The organism is Blastococcus jejuensis (genome assembly GCF_039534705.1).
Lineage (GTDB): Bacteria > Actinomycetota > Actinomycetes > Mycobacteriales > Geodermatophilaceae > Blastococcus_B > Blastococcus_B jejuensis.
Map to the genome: position 1 here is coordinate 22,540 of NZ_BAAAVV010000003.1, position 15,320 is coordinate 37,859.

General features: G+C 73.5%; 17 protein-coding genes. 3 read left to right on the forward strand and 14 right to left on the reverse strand.

All coding sequences use genetic code 11. From position 1 onward, the window contains the following. Nucleotides 1-53: 53 nt before the first annotated feature. The 6 genes from ABD644_RS07230 to era form a co-directional block, all read right to left on the reverse strand. Complete coding sequence (locus tag ABD644_RS07230; RefSeq protein ID WP_344688059.1) at nucleotides 54-1,526, reverse strand: FHA domain-containing protein; 1,473 nt, start codon at nucleotides 1,524-1,526, stop codon at nucleotides 54-56. 23 nt (nucleotides 1,527-1,549) lie between these two features. Continuing rightward, the gene (locus ABD644_RS07235; RefSeq protein ID WP_344688061.1) at nucleotides 1,550-1,984 is read right to left on the reverse strand and encodes a hypothetical protein; all 435 of its coding nucleotides are present in this window, start codon (nucleotides 1,982-1,984) and stop codon (nucleotides 1,550-1,552) included. A 45-nt stretch (nucleotides 1,985-2,029) separates the two neighbouring features. After that, on the reverse strand, nucleotides 2,030-3,583 hold the full coding sequence (locus ABD644_RS07240; RefSeq protein ID WP_344688062.1) for an FAD/NAD(P)-binding protein: 1,554 nt from the start codon (nucleotides 3,581-3,583) through the stop codon (nucleotides 2,030-2,032). Between the two features lie 138 nt (nucleotides 3,584-3,721). Next, on the reverse strand, nucleotides 3,722-4,504 hold the full coding sequence (locus ABD644_RS07245) for an isoprenyl transferase (RefSeq protein ID WP_344688063.1): 783 nt from the start codon (nucleotides 4,502-4,504) through the stop codon (nucleotides 3,722-3,724). A gap of 73 nt (nucleotides 4,505-4,577) precedes the next feature. Further along, nucleotides 4,578-5,324, reverse strand: a complete 747-nt coding sequence (gene recO / locus ABD644_RS07250) for a DNA repair protein RecO (protein ID WP_344688064.1) — start codon at nucleotides 5,322-5,324, stop codon at nucleotides 4,578-4,580. A 4-nt stretch (nucleotides 5,325-5,328) separates the two neighbouring features. Continuing rightward, nucleotides 5,329-6,246, reverse strand: a complete 918-nt coding sequence (gene era, locus ABD644_RS07255) for a GTPase Era (RefSeq protein WP_344688066.1) — start codon at nucleotides 6,244-6,246, stop codon at nucleotides 5,329-5,331. A 61-nt stretch (nucleotides 6,247-6,307) separates the two neighbouring features. Between era and ABD644_RS07260 the strand changes: the two genes are divergently transcribed. After that, nucleotides 6,308-6,898, forward strand: a complete 591-nt coding sequence (locus tag ABD644_RS07260) for a hypothetical protein (RefSeq protein WP_344688067.1) — start codon at nucleotides 6,308-6,310, stop codon at nucleotides 6,896-6,898. A gap of 10 nt (nucleotides 6,899-6,908) precedes the next feature. After that, nucleotides 6,909-7,322 carry a DUF1801 domain-containing protein gene (locus ABD644_RS07265; protein ID WP_344688069.1) on the forward strand — a complete coding sequence of 138 codons (414 nt, stop codon included), beginning with the start codon at nucleotides 6,909-6,911 and terminating at the stop codon, nucleotides 7,320-7,322. Nucleotides 7,323-7,397: 75 nt separating this feature from the next. On the opposite strand, the gene ABD644_RS07270 is transcribed toward ABD644_RS07265, so the two are convergent. The 6 genes from ABD644_RS07270 to ABD644_RS07295 all read right to left on the reverse strand — a co-directional run bounded on the left by ABD644_RS07270 (nucleotide 7,398) and on the right by ABD644_RS07295 (nucleotide 12,163). Beyond that, entirely contained in the window at nucleotides 7,398-7,730 is a 333-nt protein-coding gene (locus ABD644_RS07270) for a cytidine deaminase (protein WP_344688070.1), read from the reverse strand. Between the two features lie 85 nt (nucleotides 7,731-7,815). Beyond that, nucleotides 7,816-9,165, reverse strand: coding sequence for a hemolysin family protein (locus ABD644_RS07275; RefSeq protein ID WP_344688072.1), 1,350 nt, complete (start codon nucleotides 9,163-9,165; stop codon nucleotides 7,816-7,818). Nucleotides 9,166-9,175: 10 nt separating this feature from the next. Further along, on the reverse strand, nucleotides 9,176-9,679 hold the full coding sequence (ybeY, locus tag ABD644_RS07280; protein WP_344688073.1) for an rRNA maturation RNase YbeY: 504 nt from the start codon (nucleotides 9,677-9,679) through the stop codon (nucleotides 9,176-9,178). Between the two features lie 5 nt (nucleotides 9,680-9,684). After that, nucleotides 9,685-10,704, reverse strand: coding sequence for a PhoH family protein (locus ABD644_RS07285; RefSeq protein ID WP_425547398.1), 1,020 nt, complete (start codon nucleotides 10,702-10,704; stop codon nucleotides 9,685-9,687). Nucleotides 10,705-10,925: 221 nt separating this feature from the next. Next, on the reverse strand, nucleotides 10,926-11,744 hold the full coding sequence (locus ABD644_RS07290) for an enoyl-CoA hydratase/isomerase family protein (RefSeq protein WP_344688074.1): 819 nt from the start codon (nucleotides 11,742-11,744) through the stop codon (nucleotides 10,926-10,928). A 59-nt stretch (nucleotides 11,745-11,803) separates the two neighbouring features. After that, on the reverse strand, nucleotides 11,804-12,163 hold the full coding sequence (locus tag ABD644_RS07295) for a histidine triad nucleotide-binding protein (protein ID WP_344688075.1): 360 nt from the start codon (nucleotides 12,161-12,163) through the stop codon (nucleotides 11,804-11,806). A 113-nt stretch (nucleotides 12,164-12,276) separates the two neighbouring features. Between ABD644_RS07295 and ABD644_RS07300 the strand changes: the two genes are divergently transcribed. Continuing rightward, nucleotides 12,277-13,395, forward strand: a complete 1,119-nt coding sequence (locus tag ABD644_RS07300) for an endonuclease/exonuclease/phosphatase family protein (protein ID WP_344688076.1) — start codon at nucleotides 12,277-12,279, stop codon at nucleotides 13,393-13,395. Between the two features lie 34 nt (nucleotides 13,396-13,429). On the opposite strand, the gene ABD644_RS07305 is transcribed toward ABD644_RS07300, so the two are convergent. Next, nucleotides 13,430-14,185 (reverse strand): 16S rRNA (uracil(1498)-N(3))-methyltransferase, encoded by a 756-nt coding sequence (locus ABD644_RS07305; protein ID WP_344688077.1) that lies wholly within the window; start codon nucleotides 14,183-14,185, stop codon nucleotides 13,430-13,432. A gap of 3 nt (nucleotides 14,186-14,188) precedes the next feature. Then, complete coding sequence (dnaJ, locus tag ABD644_RS07310; protein ID WP_344688078.1) at nucleotides 14,189-15,319, reverse strand: molecular chaperone DnaJ; 1,131 nt, start codon at nucleotides 15,317-15,319, stop codon at nucleotides 14,189-14,191. Nucleotide 15,320: the final 1 nt, after the last annotated feature.

The following is a 15,320-nucleotide window of genomic DNA, read 5'->3' on the forward strand; positions in this document are numbered from 1 at the left end:
GAACGACGAAGGCCCCGCCGATTCGGCGGGGCCTTCGCTCGTGGTGCGGGCCGTCAGTGGGCCCCGCCGTGCGGTGACTCGAAGGCGAACTGCCGGCTGCCCATCCGGACGGCCATGCCCGGGGTGAGCCGGACGGGCTGCCCGGGCACCAGCGACGACCACTGCGGAGCACCCTGCGGAGCGACCAGCGTGCCGTTGGCCGAACCGGTGTCGAGCAGCAGCACGTCCCAGCCCTCCAGCCGGATCTCCGCGTGGTGCCGGCTGACGCCGCCCGTCTGGTCGATGATCAGCAGCGGCCGGAGCTCCCCGGACTGCACCCGGGGGTCGGTCTCCGGCTCACGGCCGAGCAGGTAGTCCGCGTCCATGCTGACCGTGGCGCCGTTGTCGAAGACGAGCAGGCCGAGCGGCGGCCGCACCCCCTCGATGAAGACACCGGTCTTCTCGGCCATCCGGATGCCGCACAGGTTGCAGAACAGCACGCGCGGGTCGTTGAGGTGCCCGCGCGAGCAGAGGAAGCCCTTCACCTTCGGACGGGTGTCCTCCGGCTCCGTGACCAGGGCCGCGGGCGGCTGCTCGGTGGAGACCACCGGCAGCGGCTCACGGGGCGCCTCCTCCTCCGGCGGCGCCAGCAGCGACGCCGACAGGACCGGGGCCGGCAACTGCACCGGCTCGGCGATCACCGGCGCCCCGACGGGCTCCGCCGCCTCGTGGGCGTGACCGGCGTGGTCATGCGCATGTCCCGCGTGGTCGTCGTGCGCGGGCTGCGCGGCCGGGCGCCGGGGCGGCGGCGGCAGCGGGAGCGCGCTGGAGGCCACCGGCGGGGTCGCGGCACCGGGCTGCGGCAGCAACGACCCGGGAGCCGGCAGCCGGACCATCGTCGTCGGCGACGGGGCGTCCAGCGCCGGCGTCGGCGCGGGTGCCGCGGCCGGGGACAGGACGGCCGCCGCACCCGGGACGCTGCCGGACTCGAGGTCGGCCAGCGGGTGCGGCGACGTGGTCACCGCCGAACCGGCCGACAGCCGCAGCGCAGCCGGGGGCCAGTCGACGAGCCGGTCGAGGAAGGGCTTGCCGTCGGGGAGCTTCTGCTCGCCGTCGGCAGGCGTCAGCCGCAGACCGAGGTCGGGGACCTCGGCCGCGGCGTCACCGACCAGCGCGACCGCGAGGCCCTCCTCGGTCGCGGCGGCGACGGCGAAGGAGGGCATGTCGGACATGGTCGGCAGCCAGGTGCGCAGCTCGTCGTGCAGCCGGCGGCCGGGTGCGCGGCTGCCGGCCGCCGAGACCCGGCGGCACAGGTCGACCAGCTCGCCGACGCGGACGTCGCCGGTCGGCATGGCCGGCTGCGGGGCCGCCGGCGACGCGCCCCATCCGCCGAGTTTGGGGCTGGCCGGCGGCGGTGCGTCGACCGCCTCGACGGCGACGACGAGCAGGATGCCGGGCAGCCGGACGACGAGGTCGTCGCCGGGCGCGACCGCGACCGAGACCTGGTCGAACGGGGGCACGGTGGCCGGACCACGGGCGCCGGCCACGGACGGAGACAGGCTGTCGGCCATCAGATGAGCCGCCCGCCGTTGATCCGCCAGTGGATGAACGGCACCCGCATCGGGCCGTTGGCGACCAGCCACACGACCAGCCACGTCGTGACGAAGTCGATGACGAACGCCGGGCCGGGCACGCTGTCGATCCACGGGATCGCGCCGCCGGCCAGCAGGAACCAGACGAGCAGCCCCTCGGGGATCGCGGTGAGCAGGCCGAAGATCGTCGGCCAGTCCTTCTCCCAGCGGAACTGCTGGATGCCGTGGTAGATCAGCTCCCAGACGATGCCGAGGACCGCGACGACCAGCAGGATCGAGAAGGTCGTCTTGTAGGCGGTGCCCAGCGGGGCGTCGATGGGCAGGATCGGCGTGATGATCAGGGTCCACAGGGACCCGACCACCGCCAGCAGGAAGATCCGCGTCTGGATGCGGCCGTTCAGGGTGGGGAGCACGAGGGTCTCTCTCGGTCGTCGGGGGTGTGCCGGGGGCGGGGGCGGTCAGATCGTCTTGTTGCGGACCCACTTCCACCACTGGCTGGTGGATCGCCCGGGCCCGAGCTTCTTCGCGAACCCCTGCTTGATCAGGTCGTCGGCGATCTCCTGCGCGGCGATCTGCAGCCCGAAGAAGGTGTCGACGCCCGGGAAGGGACCGCCCAGGGTCGAGCTCCCGGAGGCGTACATCTTGCCGCCGTTCTGCGCGCCGGTGACCTCGAAGTTGCGACCCACGTCGAGCCGGCCGACCGGGTTGCGCTGGGCGTTGGAGTGGTCCAGCAGGTCGGCCAGGACGCGGTGCTCCCGGATGTCGGCCTCGAGGCCGGTGCAGTCGATGACGGCGTCGAAGGTGCCCAGCTGCGGGCCCTGGTTGCTCGAGACGGCGACCTCGACAAGCTCCCCCACGGGCCGCATGTTGTCGATCTGGCCGATCATCACGCGGTACCAGCCCTGGGCACGGCCACGCTTGAGCTGCTCCTGCCAGTCGCGGCGGACGGGCGTGTTGGTGCCGCCCATCTCCTTGTAGAGCGTGGCGCGCTCCTGGCCCTCGGACTTGCGGACCTGCTGCTTGAGCTGCCCGCCCCACACCGACTTCGGGTAGTTGAAGCCCTGGTAGGCCCAGCCGTCGGCCCCCTTGCGGCGCTTGAAGATGCCGTTCCCGTGCGGCGTGTCCACGTAGGTGCGGAACAGGTGCACGATCTGGGTCTGCAGGCCCAGCCGGTCGCGGTCGTCGATGAGCCGCTGCAGCACGCGGGAGGCGACGATGCCGCCGCCGCGGATGAGGATCACGCCGGGGCGCAGCTTCAGCCGCTCGTAGATGTGCTCGTGCGGCTCGTAGGCGTTGACCACGCGGCTGTAGTCGTTGTACTCGCTGCGGTACTTCTGCAGGTCGGGCAGGAACTTCAGGCCGGGGTAGCCGATGGCGATGTGCACCCACTGGCTGCGGTAGGCGATGCGCCGGGTGGCCGCCGCGCCCTCGGGCGGGGTGAGGATCGTGAAGTAGCCGCCGCCGACCCGCCGCCGCACCATCCGCACCTGGCCGTGGACGACCATCTCCTGGTAGCGGATGCGGTGCATCTCCTTCTCCATCGACTCGAACGCGTGGCCGGCCTTGGGCGTGTAGTAGTTCGCCCAGATCGGCTCGACCAGCACGTTCCACAGCTGCTTGAGGTTGCCGTGCAGACCCTCGCGCAGGGCGTAGCTCGGGAAGCCCCAGATGTTGTCCGGCGTCGAGGAGGAGTCCGACCGCAGCCGCTCGCCGCGCGGGATCTGGGAGACCGTCGTCAGGTACTCGTAGCTCTCCCACGGGTGCTTGAGCGGCGTCAGGACGCGGATGGCGTCGGTCGGCACACCGCAGATGCGCAGGTAGTCAGCGGTCACGAACGAGCCGATGCCGCCGCCGACGGTGACGAACGGGACGTCGATGATCGGGATCCCCGCGTCGACCAGCATCTGCTCGGTCCAGAAGTCACTGGCGATCAGCTGGTCGGTGAGGTCGCCGGGCCGGGGTGGTGCCGGTGGGGTCTGGGCATGCTGCGGCGCGACCGTGCTCTCGCTCACGATGGGTGTTCCGTCCTCTCACAGGGAGGAGCCACTTTTTCGGCCCCGCGGTGTCCGTGTCAACGGGTCCCATCGCGGCGCGTCGAGAGTGTTCGGCAGCGCGGCCGGATCGTGATCGGACGACCGCGCCGAGCGGCTTCAGGCGGTGCCGAAGCGCCGCTGCCGCGAGGCGTACTCCTCGCACGCCTGCCACAGGTGCCGGCGGTCGAAGTCGGGCCACAGCGTGTCGAGGAAGACCAGTTCGGCGTAGGCCGACTGCCACAGCAGGAAGTTGCTGGTGCGGTTCTCGCCGGAGCTGCGCACGAACAGGTCGACGTCGGGCATGTCGGGCTCGTCGAGGAACCGGGCGACGGTGCGCTCGTCGATCGTGTCGGGGTTCAGCCGCCCGGCGGCGACCTCGCGGCCGATGGCCGCCGCGGCGTCGGCGATCTCGGCCCGGCCGCCGTAGTTCACGCACATGGTCAGGGTGAGGACGTCGTTGTCGCGGGTGAGCTCCTCGGCGACCTCGAGCTCCTTGATCACGCTGCGCCACAACCGGGGACGGCGGCCGGCCCAGCGCACCCGCACCCCGAGGTCGTGCATCTCGTCGCGGCGCCGGCGGATCACGTCGCGGTTGAAGCCCATGAGGAAGCGGACCTCCTCCGGGCTGCGCCGCCAGTTCTCGGTGGAGAAGGCGTAGGCGCTGATCGCGCCGATGCCGAGTTCGATGGCGCCCTCGACGCAGTCGAAGAGCGAGGCCTCCCCCGCCTCGTGACCGGCCGTGCGCGGCAGCCCGCGCTGCTTGGCCCACCGCCCGTTGCCGTCCATGACGATCGCGACGTGCCGCGGGATCTTGTCCGCCGGGAGCTGCGGCGGGCGGGCACCCGAGGGGTGCGGGTTCGGCGCCTTCACCTCGCGCCGGGGCGCGGTCTTCCTCACCATGTCACCGGTTCGCTCCCGCGGGTTGCTCCGCTCCTCGCTCGTTCCTCGCTGCGATGCTCACGCCCCTGTCCGCTCACGATCGGTCGACCAGGGCCAGCGACCGCAACCCGCGCTCCAGGTGCCACTGCAGCAGCGCCGCCACGAGCCCGCTGCCCTCCCGCCGGTTGGTGCCCTGGCTGGCCTCGGCCCGGTCCCAGTCGCCGGTGAGCAGCGCGTCGAGCAGTTCGATCGTGACCGGGCTGGGCATCGCCGAGCCGGTCGGCCGGCAGGCGGGGCACACCGACCCACCGGCCGGGACCGAGAAGTGCCGGTGCGGGCCGGGCTCGGCGCAGCGGGCGCAGTCGGCCAGCGCCGGTTCCCAGCCGGCGACCGACATCGCGCGCAGCAGGAACGCGTCGAGCACGAGGCCGGCCGGGTGGGTGCGGTCGGCCAGCGCCCGCAGCGCGCCGATCACGAGCAGGAACATCCGCAGCGACGGCTCGCGCTCCTCGGCGGTGAGCCGGTCGGCGGTCTCGAGCACCGCGGTGCCCGCGGTGTAGGAGGGGTAGTCGTCGACGACGTCCTGCCCGTAGGCACGGATGGACTCCGCCTGGCTGACGATGTCGAGGTTGCGGCCGGTGTAGAGCTGCAGGTCGACGTGGCTGAACGGCTCGAGCCGGGCGCCGAACTTGCTCTTGGTGCGCCGCACGCCCTTCGCGACCGCCCGCACCTTGCCGTGCCGCCGGGTCAGCACGGTGACGATCCGGTCGGCCTCGCCCAGCTTCTGGGTGCGCAGCACGACGCCCTCGTCGCGGTACAGCGCCTTCGGGGTGCCGCTCATGGCCTCAGTACCCCAGCCGGTTCAGCTTCTTGGGGTCGTCCTGCCACTCCCCCAGCACGGTCACGTGCAGCTCCAGGTGCACCCGGGCGCCGAGCAGCGTCTCCATGCCCTCGCGCGCCTCGGTGCCGATGGCCTTGATGATCTGCCCGCCCTTGCCCAGCAACATCGGCTTCTGGCTGGCCCGCTCGACGTGCAGCAGCGCGTGCACCTCGACCAGCTCGCCGCCCTGACGCCTGGGATCGGGCCGGCGGGTGAGCTCCTCGATCGTCACGGCCAGGGAGTGCGGCACCTCCTGGCGCACCTTCTCCAGTGCGGCCTCGCGGATCAGCTCGGCGATCTGCCGCTCGGTGTCCTCGTCGGTGGTCTGCTCCTCCGGGTACAGCGGCGGCCCCTCGGGCAACAGCCCGATCAGCAGGTCCTCCAGCAGCTCCACCTGGTGCCCGGCGAGCGCGCTGACCGGCACCACCTCGGTCGCCTCGACCAGCTGGCTGGCCGCCAGCAGCTGCTCGGCCACCTGCTTCTTGCCCGCCGCGTCGGTCTTGGTGACGACGACGACCACCGGCGCCCGCACCTCGCGCAGCTGCCGGGCGATGAACCGGTCACCCTGGCCGACGGGCTGGTCGGCCGGGATGCAGAAGACGATCACGTCGACGTCGGAGAGCGTGTCGCGGACGACGTCGTTGAGCCGCTTGCCGAGCAGGCTCTTGGGCTTGTGCAGCCCCGGGGTGTCGACGAGCACGATCTGGCCGCCCGGCCGGTGCACGACTCCGCGGATGGCGTGCCGCGTGGTCTGCGGGCGGTTGCTGACGATGCCCACCTTCTCGCCCACCAGCGCGTTGGTCAGCGTGGTCTTGCCGGCGTTGGGGCGACCGACCAGAGCGACGAAACCGCTGCGGTGCGGCGCCGGCTCGGGGGTGCTCACGCGAAGAGTCTCCCACCCGGGGCCGACGGGAACCGCGCACCGGGCTGGGATGATCGCGGGCATGGCACGGGAGCGCGGTCGATCGGCGCGGGCGGACGAGGCACGCACGCTGCACCAGCAGCAGCTGCGCGGCTACGGCTTCCTCGCCGGCCGCGGCCCGAGGCGCTCGGCCACCGTGACGCCGGGCCCCCTGCGCTACTGGCAGTACGACCCGCCCCGCCCGGTCCCGGTCGCCGTCGTGCTCGGCATCGTCGCCGTGTGGCTGGGCGTCTTCGGGTGGGCCGGCGGCTGGACCGCCGTCGTCGACGAGGCGCCGCTGGCCCTGGGGGCCGGGCTGCTCGTCCTCGTGCTCAACATCGGCCGGCTGACCGTGTCCGAGCACGGGCTGTCCGCCGACGTCCCGGCCGCCCGCACCAACCCGGCCGCGATCGTCCCGCTCGTGCTCGTGCAGGAGGTGCGCGCGGGCGACCCCCCGCCCGACTGGCCCCGGGCCGCGCGCCGCGGCGGCTGGCTGCCCGGCCGCTCGCGGGTCGCCGTCCGCTACCGGAGCGACGACGGCACGGCCGGGCAGGCGTTCACCCGCTGGGTGCGCGATCCCGCGGCCTTCGCCGAGGCGCTCGGGCACCCGCTCGCGACGGCGGCGCGCCGCTAGCCTCCCGCTCGTGCCCGGGGCCGCGCTCGAGGAGTACCTGTCCGGCGTCGACGACGCCGCGGCGGGGACGCTGCGCGCGCTCGACGCCGCCGTCCGCACCGGCGCTCCCGAGCTCGAGATGGCCATCAAGTACCGGATGCCGACGTACACCCTCGACGGCCGGTGGCGGTACTGGGTGGCCGCGCTCAGTGTCACGAAGGACGCCGTCAACCTGCGGTTCCTGTGGGGCGTGCTGCTCGACGACCCGCTGCACGTGTTGCGGCCGGGCACGTCGACGCTGATGACCTGGGACTTCCCACGCGGGGCCACGGTCGATGCAGCGGCTGTAGCGAGCTACGTCCGCGATGCGCTGGCCCGGCGCGACCACTTCCTGGCCCACGAGGAGGAGATCAGCGCCGCCGCCCGGGCGAAGTACCACCGCTGACCCCGTCCCGTCGAGATCGCCGATCTCGCGCGTCTTGGGGCCTCAAAGTGCACGAGATCGCCGATCTCGCCGGTCTCAGACGGTGGTGCGCAGGCTCCCGTCGGGGCCGGCCAGGTGCACCGGCGCGGACGGCGCGAGGTCGCGGACGGCCGCCAAGCCCTCCTGCTCGACGGCGTCGGACGCCGAGACGACGGCGGCGGCCTCGAGACCCTCGACCCCGCTGGAGACGGCGGCGGCCACCGCAGCCTGCAGCGCCGTGAGCTTCAGCGAGGGGAGGTCGACCGTCGCTGCGAGGTAGGTGCGTCCGTCGGTGTCGCGGACGGCCGCCCCCTCGGGCGCGCCGGTGCGGCCACGGGACGAGCGCGCGAGGGTGACGAGCTTGGCGTCTTCCGGGTCCAGGTCGGGCACAGAGCAATCCTTGCCGATCGGGGGCGGCCCTCCTGCAGGGACCCGCCGCGAGCGGGCGAGCGGTGGGGGGCAGGAGGGTCCTTCTTCAGCCTTCCACGGGTGCCGGCACGTCGGCGCTGGTGGCATCCGACCGGTCCCGCTCGTCGACCGCGTGCGGCTCCTCCGCCGCCACCCGGCAGACCAGCAGGGTGTCGATCCGGTTGCGCCGGCCCCCGGTGCTCTCGGCGACCAGCCGCAGGCCGCCGACCTCGGCCGCGGCGCCCTCGATCGGCACCCGCCCGAGCTCGCGGGCCAGCAGGCCGCCCACGGTCTCGACGTCGTCGTCCTCGGGGAGCTCGACGGCGAACAGCTCGGCGAGGTCCTGCACGGGCAGGCGGGCGGTGACCCGCATCGAGCCGTCGGGCAGCTCCTCGACCGGCGGCCGCTGGAACTGGTCGTGCTCGTCGGCGATCTCGCCGACGATCTCCTCGAGGATGTCCTCGATGGTGACCAGGCCGGCGAACCCGCCGTACTCGTCGACCACGATCGCGATGTGGATGCGGGCGGCCTGCATGTCGCGCAGCAGCTCGTCGACCGGCTTGGACTCCGGCACGAACGTCGGCGTGCGCATCAGCTCCTCGACCCGGGGGCCGTTGCGCTGGTCGTGGTTGCCCTGCGACCGGCGGACGAGGTCCTTGAGGTAGACGACGCCCACGACGTCGTCGACGTTCTCGCCGATGACCGGGATCCGGCTGAACCCGCTGCGCAGCGCGAGCGCCAGTGCCTGGCGCACGGTCTTGGTGCGCTCTATCCAGACGACGTCGGTCCGCGGGACCATGACCTCGCGCGCGATGGTGTCGCCGAGCTCGAACACCGAGTGGATCATGTTGCGCTCGCCGGACTCCACCACGCCGCGCTCCTCGGCCATGTCGACCAGCTCGCGGAGCTCGACCTCGGAGGAGAACGGCCCGTCGCGGAAACCGCGCCCGGGGGTGATCGCGTTGCCGACCAGGATCAGCAGGGTGGCGATCGGGCCGAGCACCCGGCCGAGCAGCCGCACGATCCCCGCCGTCGCCAGGGCCACGCCGTAGGCGTGCTGGCGGCCCAGGGTGCGCGGCCCCACGCCCACCAGCACGTAGCTGACCACGATCATCACGCCGGCGGCGGTGAGCACGGTCTGCCAGCCGCTCCCCCAGATGCCGTAGAGCACGACGGTGAGCAGCACCGCGGCCAGGGTCTCGCAGACGATCCGCAGCAGGAGCAGCAGCGCCACGTGCCGCGCCCGCTCGGCCAGGACCTCCTCCAGCGCGCGGGCCCGCTTCACGCCGTCGCGACGGAGCTCCTCCACGCGCGCCTTGGACACCCGCTGCAGGGCGGCGTCCATCGCGCCGAAGACGCCCGCGAACGGGATGAGGCAGATCGCGATCACCAGCAGGGTGACCGCACCGCCGCTCATCGGGGACGGCTCATGGGGTGCGGGGCTCCTTGACCACGGGGGCGCCGGTCACCGGCTCGCGCGGCGCGGCGCGCCAGCCCTCGATGAGCTTCTGCTGGAGACCGAACATCTCCTTCTCCTCGTCGGGCTCCATGTGGTCGTAGCCGAGGAGGTGCAGCACGCCGTGGGTGGCCAGCAGCACGAGTTCGTCGTCCATGGAGTGGCCGGCGGCACGGGCCTGCCGGACGGCGACGGCCGGGCACAGGACGACGTCGCCGAGCAGCGCCGGCCCGGGGTCGGGGTCGTCGGGGCGGGCGGTGTCGAGCTCGTCCATGGGGAAGGCGAGCACGTCGGTCGGGCCCTTCTCGCCCATCCAGCGCTCGTGCAGGCTGCTCATGTACTCGACGTCGACGCACAGCACCGACAGCTCCGCCATCGGGTTGACCTTCATCTCGCCGAGCACGAACCGACAGACGCCGGCCAGTTCGGCCTCGTCGACCGCGATCTCGGACTCGTTGGCGACCTCGACGGGCACGTCGCTCAGCTCCCCTGCCGGCGCGGGCGGTTCGAGCGCACCGGCGGACCGGACGCCGGGCGGGCGGGGGCGGGCTGCCGGGTGGCGTCCCAGCGCTCGTAGGCGTCGACGATGTCGCCCACCAGGCGGTGCCGGACGACGTCGGCGCTGGTGAGCTGCGAGAAGTGCACGTCGTCGATGCCGTCGAGGATCTCGCGCACGATCCGCAGACCGCTCTGCGCGCCGCCGGGCAGGTCGACCTGGGTGATGTCTCCCGTGACCACGAACTTCGACCCGAAACCGAGGCGGGTGAGGAACATCTTCATCTGCTCGGCCGTGGTGTTCTGCGCCTCGTCGAGGATCACGAACGCGTCATTGAGCGAGCGGCCGCGCATGTACCCGAGGGGCGCGACCTCGATGGTCCCCGCCGCCATGAGACGCGGGATCGACTCCGGGTCGACCATGTCGTGCAGTGCGTCGTAGAGCGGCCGCAGGTACGGGTCGATCTTCTCCGAGAGGGAGCCGGGCAGGAAACCCAGCCGCTCCCCCGCCTCGACGGCCGGGCGGGTCAGGATGATCCGGTTGACCTGCTTGGTCTGCAGCGCCTGCACGGCCTTCGCCATGGCCAGGTAGGTCTTGCCGGTACCGGCGGGACCGATGCCGAACACGATCGTGTTGGCGTCGATCGCGTCGACGTAGCGCTTCTGGTTCAGCGTCTTGGGCCGGATCGTGCGCCCACGGCGGCTGATGATGTCGAGGCTGAGCACGTCGGCCGGCCGCTCGGAGTCGCCGCTCCTGAGCATGGCGATCACCCGGCGCACCGAGTCGGGCCGCAGCTCCTGCCGCGTGCCGAGCAGCGCGATGAGCTCGTCGAAGACGCCGACGGCGAAGGCGTTGTCGGCCGGCAGGCCGGTGATCGCGATCTCGTTGCCGCGCACGTGCACGTCGGCGGCGACCTCCGCCTCGACCAGCCGGAGCAGCTCGTCGCCCGAGCCGAGCAGACCGACCATCGGAACGCTGTCGGGGACGGTGATCGTGGTCCGCACGGCGGCGGGAGTGGGGGCGGGGGAACCGGCTCGGGCGCTGTCCGCAGCGGCGGCTTGCGCCGAGGCGTCACGGGACGCGTGGACGGTCGGTTCGGGGACGCCTGGGGAGGTGTCGGGCAAGAACCCTCGACCCTGCCTTCCTGCGGAAGAAGATGCGGACCAGGCCAGTCTACCCGCGTGGGCGACCCCGGATCCCGGTTCGACCCCATCGGGGCACCCGGTCACCGGCCCGTGTAGGTCGCCTTCCCCGGGCCGTCGGCCAGGAACGAGGCGACGGCGCCGCGCAGGTCGTCGGTGCCGAACAGCGCGCCGGAGACGTCGGGCACCAGGGCGTCGGCGGCCCGGGACCCCTCCCGGACCGCCGTGGTGACCAGCCGCTTCGTGGCGGCGTGCGCCACGGTCGGGCCGGCCGCGACGCGGTGGGCGTACTGCCGGGCGGCGTCGGCGAAGCCGTCATCCGGGAGCACCCGGTTGACGACGTCCCACCGCTCCAGGACGGCGGCGGGATAGCGCTCGCCGGTGTAGATCAGCTCCTTGGCGCGGGCCGGGCCGGCCCGCTCGGCCAGCCGCTGCGGCCCGCCCATCGACGGGGTCAGCCCGACGACGACCTCCACCAGGCCGAAGCTCGCCCGCTCGGCGGCCAGCAGGATGTCGCAGCAGAGCGCCAGCTCGAACGCGGCGGTGAGGGTGAGCCCGTGCGCGGCGAAGACGGTCGGCACCGGTAGGTCCTCGATGGTCTGGGCCACCCGGAGCAGCCGGGTCCAGAGGTCCGCGCCCTGGCGCACCGGGGCCGGCCCCTCGGCGATGTCCCGGAAGAAGGTCACGTCGACGCCGCCGGACACGACCTTGCCCCGAGCCTCGAACAGCACGGCCCGGGCCCGACCCGCGTCGGCCGGGTCGGTGAGCGCCACGAGTTCGGCGGCGACGTTCTCCAGCTCGCTGAACACGGCCGGCGTGAACAGGTTCAGCGGCGGGTTGTCCAGGACGACGACGGCGACGTCGCCGTCCCGCTCGAGCCGCACGGGGGCGAGATCGGTCATGCGCCCCACCCTGTCACGCCCGCTGTCGGTGGCCGCAGGACGGCCGGTCCCGGTGCCGCTCAGCCGGGGGGCCAGTTCATGTGCCGGCCGCCCAGCACGTGCAGGTGGACGTGGTGCACGGTCTGGCCGGCCTGCGGTCCGGTGTTCGTGACGAGCCGGAAGCCGGGCTCCTCGCCGTCGCCGGCCACCAGCCCCTCCTGACGCGCCACGTCCTGCGCGGCGGAGATCACCTCGGCCAGCAGCGCCGGGTCCGCGGCCGCCAGCGCGCCGACGGTGCGGTGGTGGTCCTTGGGGATGACCAGCACGTGCGTCGGGGCCTGCGGGTTGATGTCGCGGAACGCGAAGACGCGATCGGTGGAGTGGACGACGTCGGCCGGGATCTCCCCGGCGACCATGCGGCAGAACAGGCAGTCGCTCACGGGCTCCGACCCTAGGACCGGCGCGGCCATCGTGCGCCCCGGCCGCCGCTCGCGCAGGCGTTCCCTTCCGGCAGTGGCAGCCCTACGCTGCGCAATCCTCGAAGGGAGCCGTCATGACCCAGCCCCGGGCCCTCGCCAGAACCCGGCAGCTGCTGCTCGCCGTCGTCGTCGCGCTCGCCACCCTGCTGGTGCCCGCCGGGGCCGCGCAGGGGGCCGGCGGCGGCCCCGCGCTCACGGTGATGACCCGGAACCTCTACCTGGGGTCGGGGCTGGACGCCCTGGTGACGGCGCCGGACCAGGGCGCGTTCGTCGCCGCGGTCGGGCAGACCTGGAACAACGTCGTCGCCACCGATTTCCCGGCCCGGGCGGAGGCGCTGGCCGCCGAGGTCCGGGCGACCCGGCCGGACGTGATCGGCCTGCAGGAGGTCAGTCTCTGGCGCGAGCAGCCCGTGGGAGACATCGTCCTGGGCGAGACCGATCCGAATGCCGAGGACGTCGTGTACGACTTCCTCGCGATCCTGCTGGCGGAACTGGGCGAACGCGGCCAGTCCTACGTGGCCGTCTCGACCTCGGTGAACGCCGACGTCGAGGCGCCCCGGGCCAACGCCCTGTCGCCGACCCAGACGACCGACGTCCGGCTGACCGACCGGGACGTGATCCTGGTGCGCGCCCCGCTGGCGCGGAAGTTCGTCAACCCGCAGGACGGGCACTACGACGTCCAGCTGAGCCTGCCGACGGCAGCCGGTCCGGTGACCTTCACCCGCGGCTGGGCGTCGATCGACTACCGGCACGACGCCCGCCGCACGGTGCGGATCTTCGACACCCACCTCGAGGTCGGCGCACCGTTCCCAGCGGCGCTCGCGCAGCAGGCCCAGGGCCTCGAATTCCTCGGCCTCGTCGCGCAGAGCCCCTTCCCGGTCGTGGCGCTGGGCGACTTCAACTCAGCCGCCGACGGTTCGACCACCCCCACGTACGGGCTGCTGACCGGTGCGCTGACCGACGCCTGGACGACGGCCCGCCCGGGCGATCCCGGGCTGACCTGCTGCCAGTCGGAGCTGCTCGACGATCCCGTGCCGGCGGCCACCAGCCGCATCGACCTGATCCTGACCACGGGGGCGTGGCCGGCCGACCGGGCGGCGCGGACGGGGGCGACGCCGTTCCGCGCGTCCCCCGCACCGCTGTGGGCGTCGGACCACTACGGAGTCGTCACCCGCCTGCAGCTACCCCGCTGACCCGGGCGAGAGGTGGGTCGCCGACCTGTCGCGGTCAGGCCCAGCGGGTGCGCATGGAGAGGGCGGCCAGGGCGGCGGCGCCCGCGGTCGAGGTCCGGAGCACCTCCGGGCCGAGCCGGACGGCGTGCGCCCCCGCGGCACGGAACGCCACGACCTCGCCGTCGGTGAGCCCGCCCTCGGGGCCGACGACGACGGCCACCGTGCCGCTCGTCGGGATGGTCAGCTCCGCCATCGGGCGGCGGGCCTGCTCGTGCAGCACCAGCGCGAGGTCGACGTCGGCCAGCAGGCCGCACACCTCGCGGGTGGTCATCGGCTCGGTCACCTCGGGCAGCCGCGGCCGGCGCGACTGCTTGCTGGCCGCCCGGGCCGCCGCGCGCCACTTGGCCACGCCCTTGGCGACCCGGTCGTCCCGCCAGCGGGTCACGCAGCGCGCCGCGGTCCAGGGCACGATCCGGTCGACGCCCAGTTCCGTGGCGAGGTCGACCGCCAGCGGCCCCCGGTCGCCCTTGGGCAGGGCCTGGACCAGCAGGAACTCCGGTGCCGGCGCGGGCACCTCGTAGCGGTGGTGGACGGCGACCCGCAGCCCGTCGTGGCCGGCACTGAGCACGGCCCCCTCGGCCACCGCGCCCCGGCCGTCGCCGACCAGCACGTTCTCGCCGGGTTCGAGCCGCAGCACCTCGACGGCGTGCCGCCCCTCGGCGCCGTCGACCAGCAGTTCCTCGCTCTCGGGCAGCTCGTCGAGCAGGAACAGCGGTGCGCCGTCCAGCTCGGGGGCCCCGGTCTCGGTCACCGGTCAGCGCCCGTTGAACGCGTCGCGGACGCGGGAGAACAGCCCACCCTGGGCCTCCCGGTGCGACTCCGGCTGGTCCTCGCCGCGCAGCGCGGCCAGCTCGCGCAGCAGCTTCTCCTGCTCGGCGTCCAGGCGGGTCGGCGTCGCGACCTCGACGTGCACGAGCAGGTTCCCCCGGCCGGTGGCGCGCAGCCGCGGGGCGCCGTGCGCCCGCAGGGTGATCACGCTGCCGGACTGGGTGCCGGCCCGGATGTCGAGGTCCTCCTCGCCGTCCAGGGTCTTCAGGCTCAGCGTCGTGCCCAGCGCCGCGGCGGTCATCGGCAGGGTGACCCGGCAGTGCAGGTCCTCCCCGTCGCGGGTGAACACCGGGTGCGGCCGCTCGTGGACCTCGACGTAGAGGTCGCCGGCCGGGCCACCGCCGGGGCCGACCTCGCCCTGGCCGGAGAGCCGGATGCGCATCCCGTCCTCGACACCGGCGGGCACCTTGACCGAGATCGTGCGGCGGGCCCGCACGCGGCCGTCGCCGGCGCACTCGGGGCAGGGCTCGGGGATGACCTGGCCGGTGCCGCCGCAGCTGGGGCAGGTGCGGCTGGACACGACCTGGCCGAGGAAGCCGCGCTGGACGCTCTGCACCTCGCCGCGGCCCGAGCAGGTGGTGCAGGTGGCCGCGTGCGTGCCCGGCGCGGTGCCGGCGCCGGTGCAGGTGCTGCACAGCACGGCGGTGTCGACGGTGATCTCCTTGGTGGTGCCGAAGACCGTCTCGTCGAGCTCGAGCTCGACGGGGATCAGCGCGTCCCGGCCGGCGCGGGTGCGGCTGCGCGGGCCGCGGGCGGCGGCGCCGCCGAAGAAGGCGTCCATGATGTCGCCGAGCCCGCCGAAGCCACCGGCCCCGAACCCGCCCGCTCCCCCGCCGCCGGTGTCGAACGGGTCACCGCCGAGGTCGACGATGCGGCGCTTCTCCGGGTCGGTCAGCGCCTCGTAGGCGCGGGTGACCTCCTGGAAGCGTTCCTTCGCCTCCGGGTCGGGGTTGACGTCGGGGTGCAGGTCGCGGGCCAGCCGCCGGTAGGCGCGCTTGATCTCGCTGTCGCTCGCGCCGCGGGTCAGGCCCAGCACGCCGAAGTAGTCCGTTGCCATC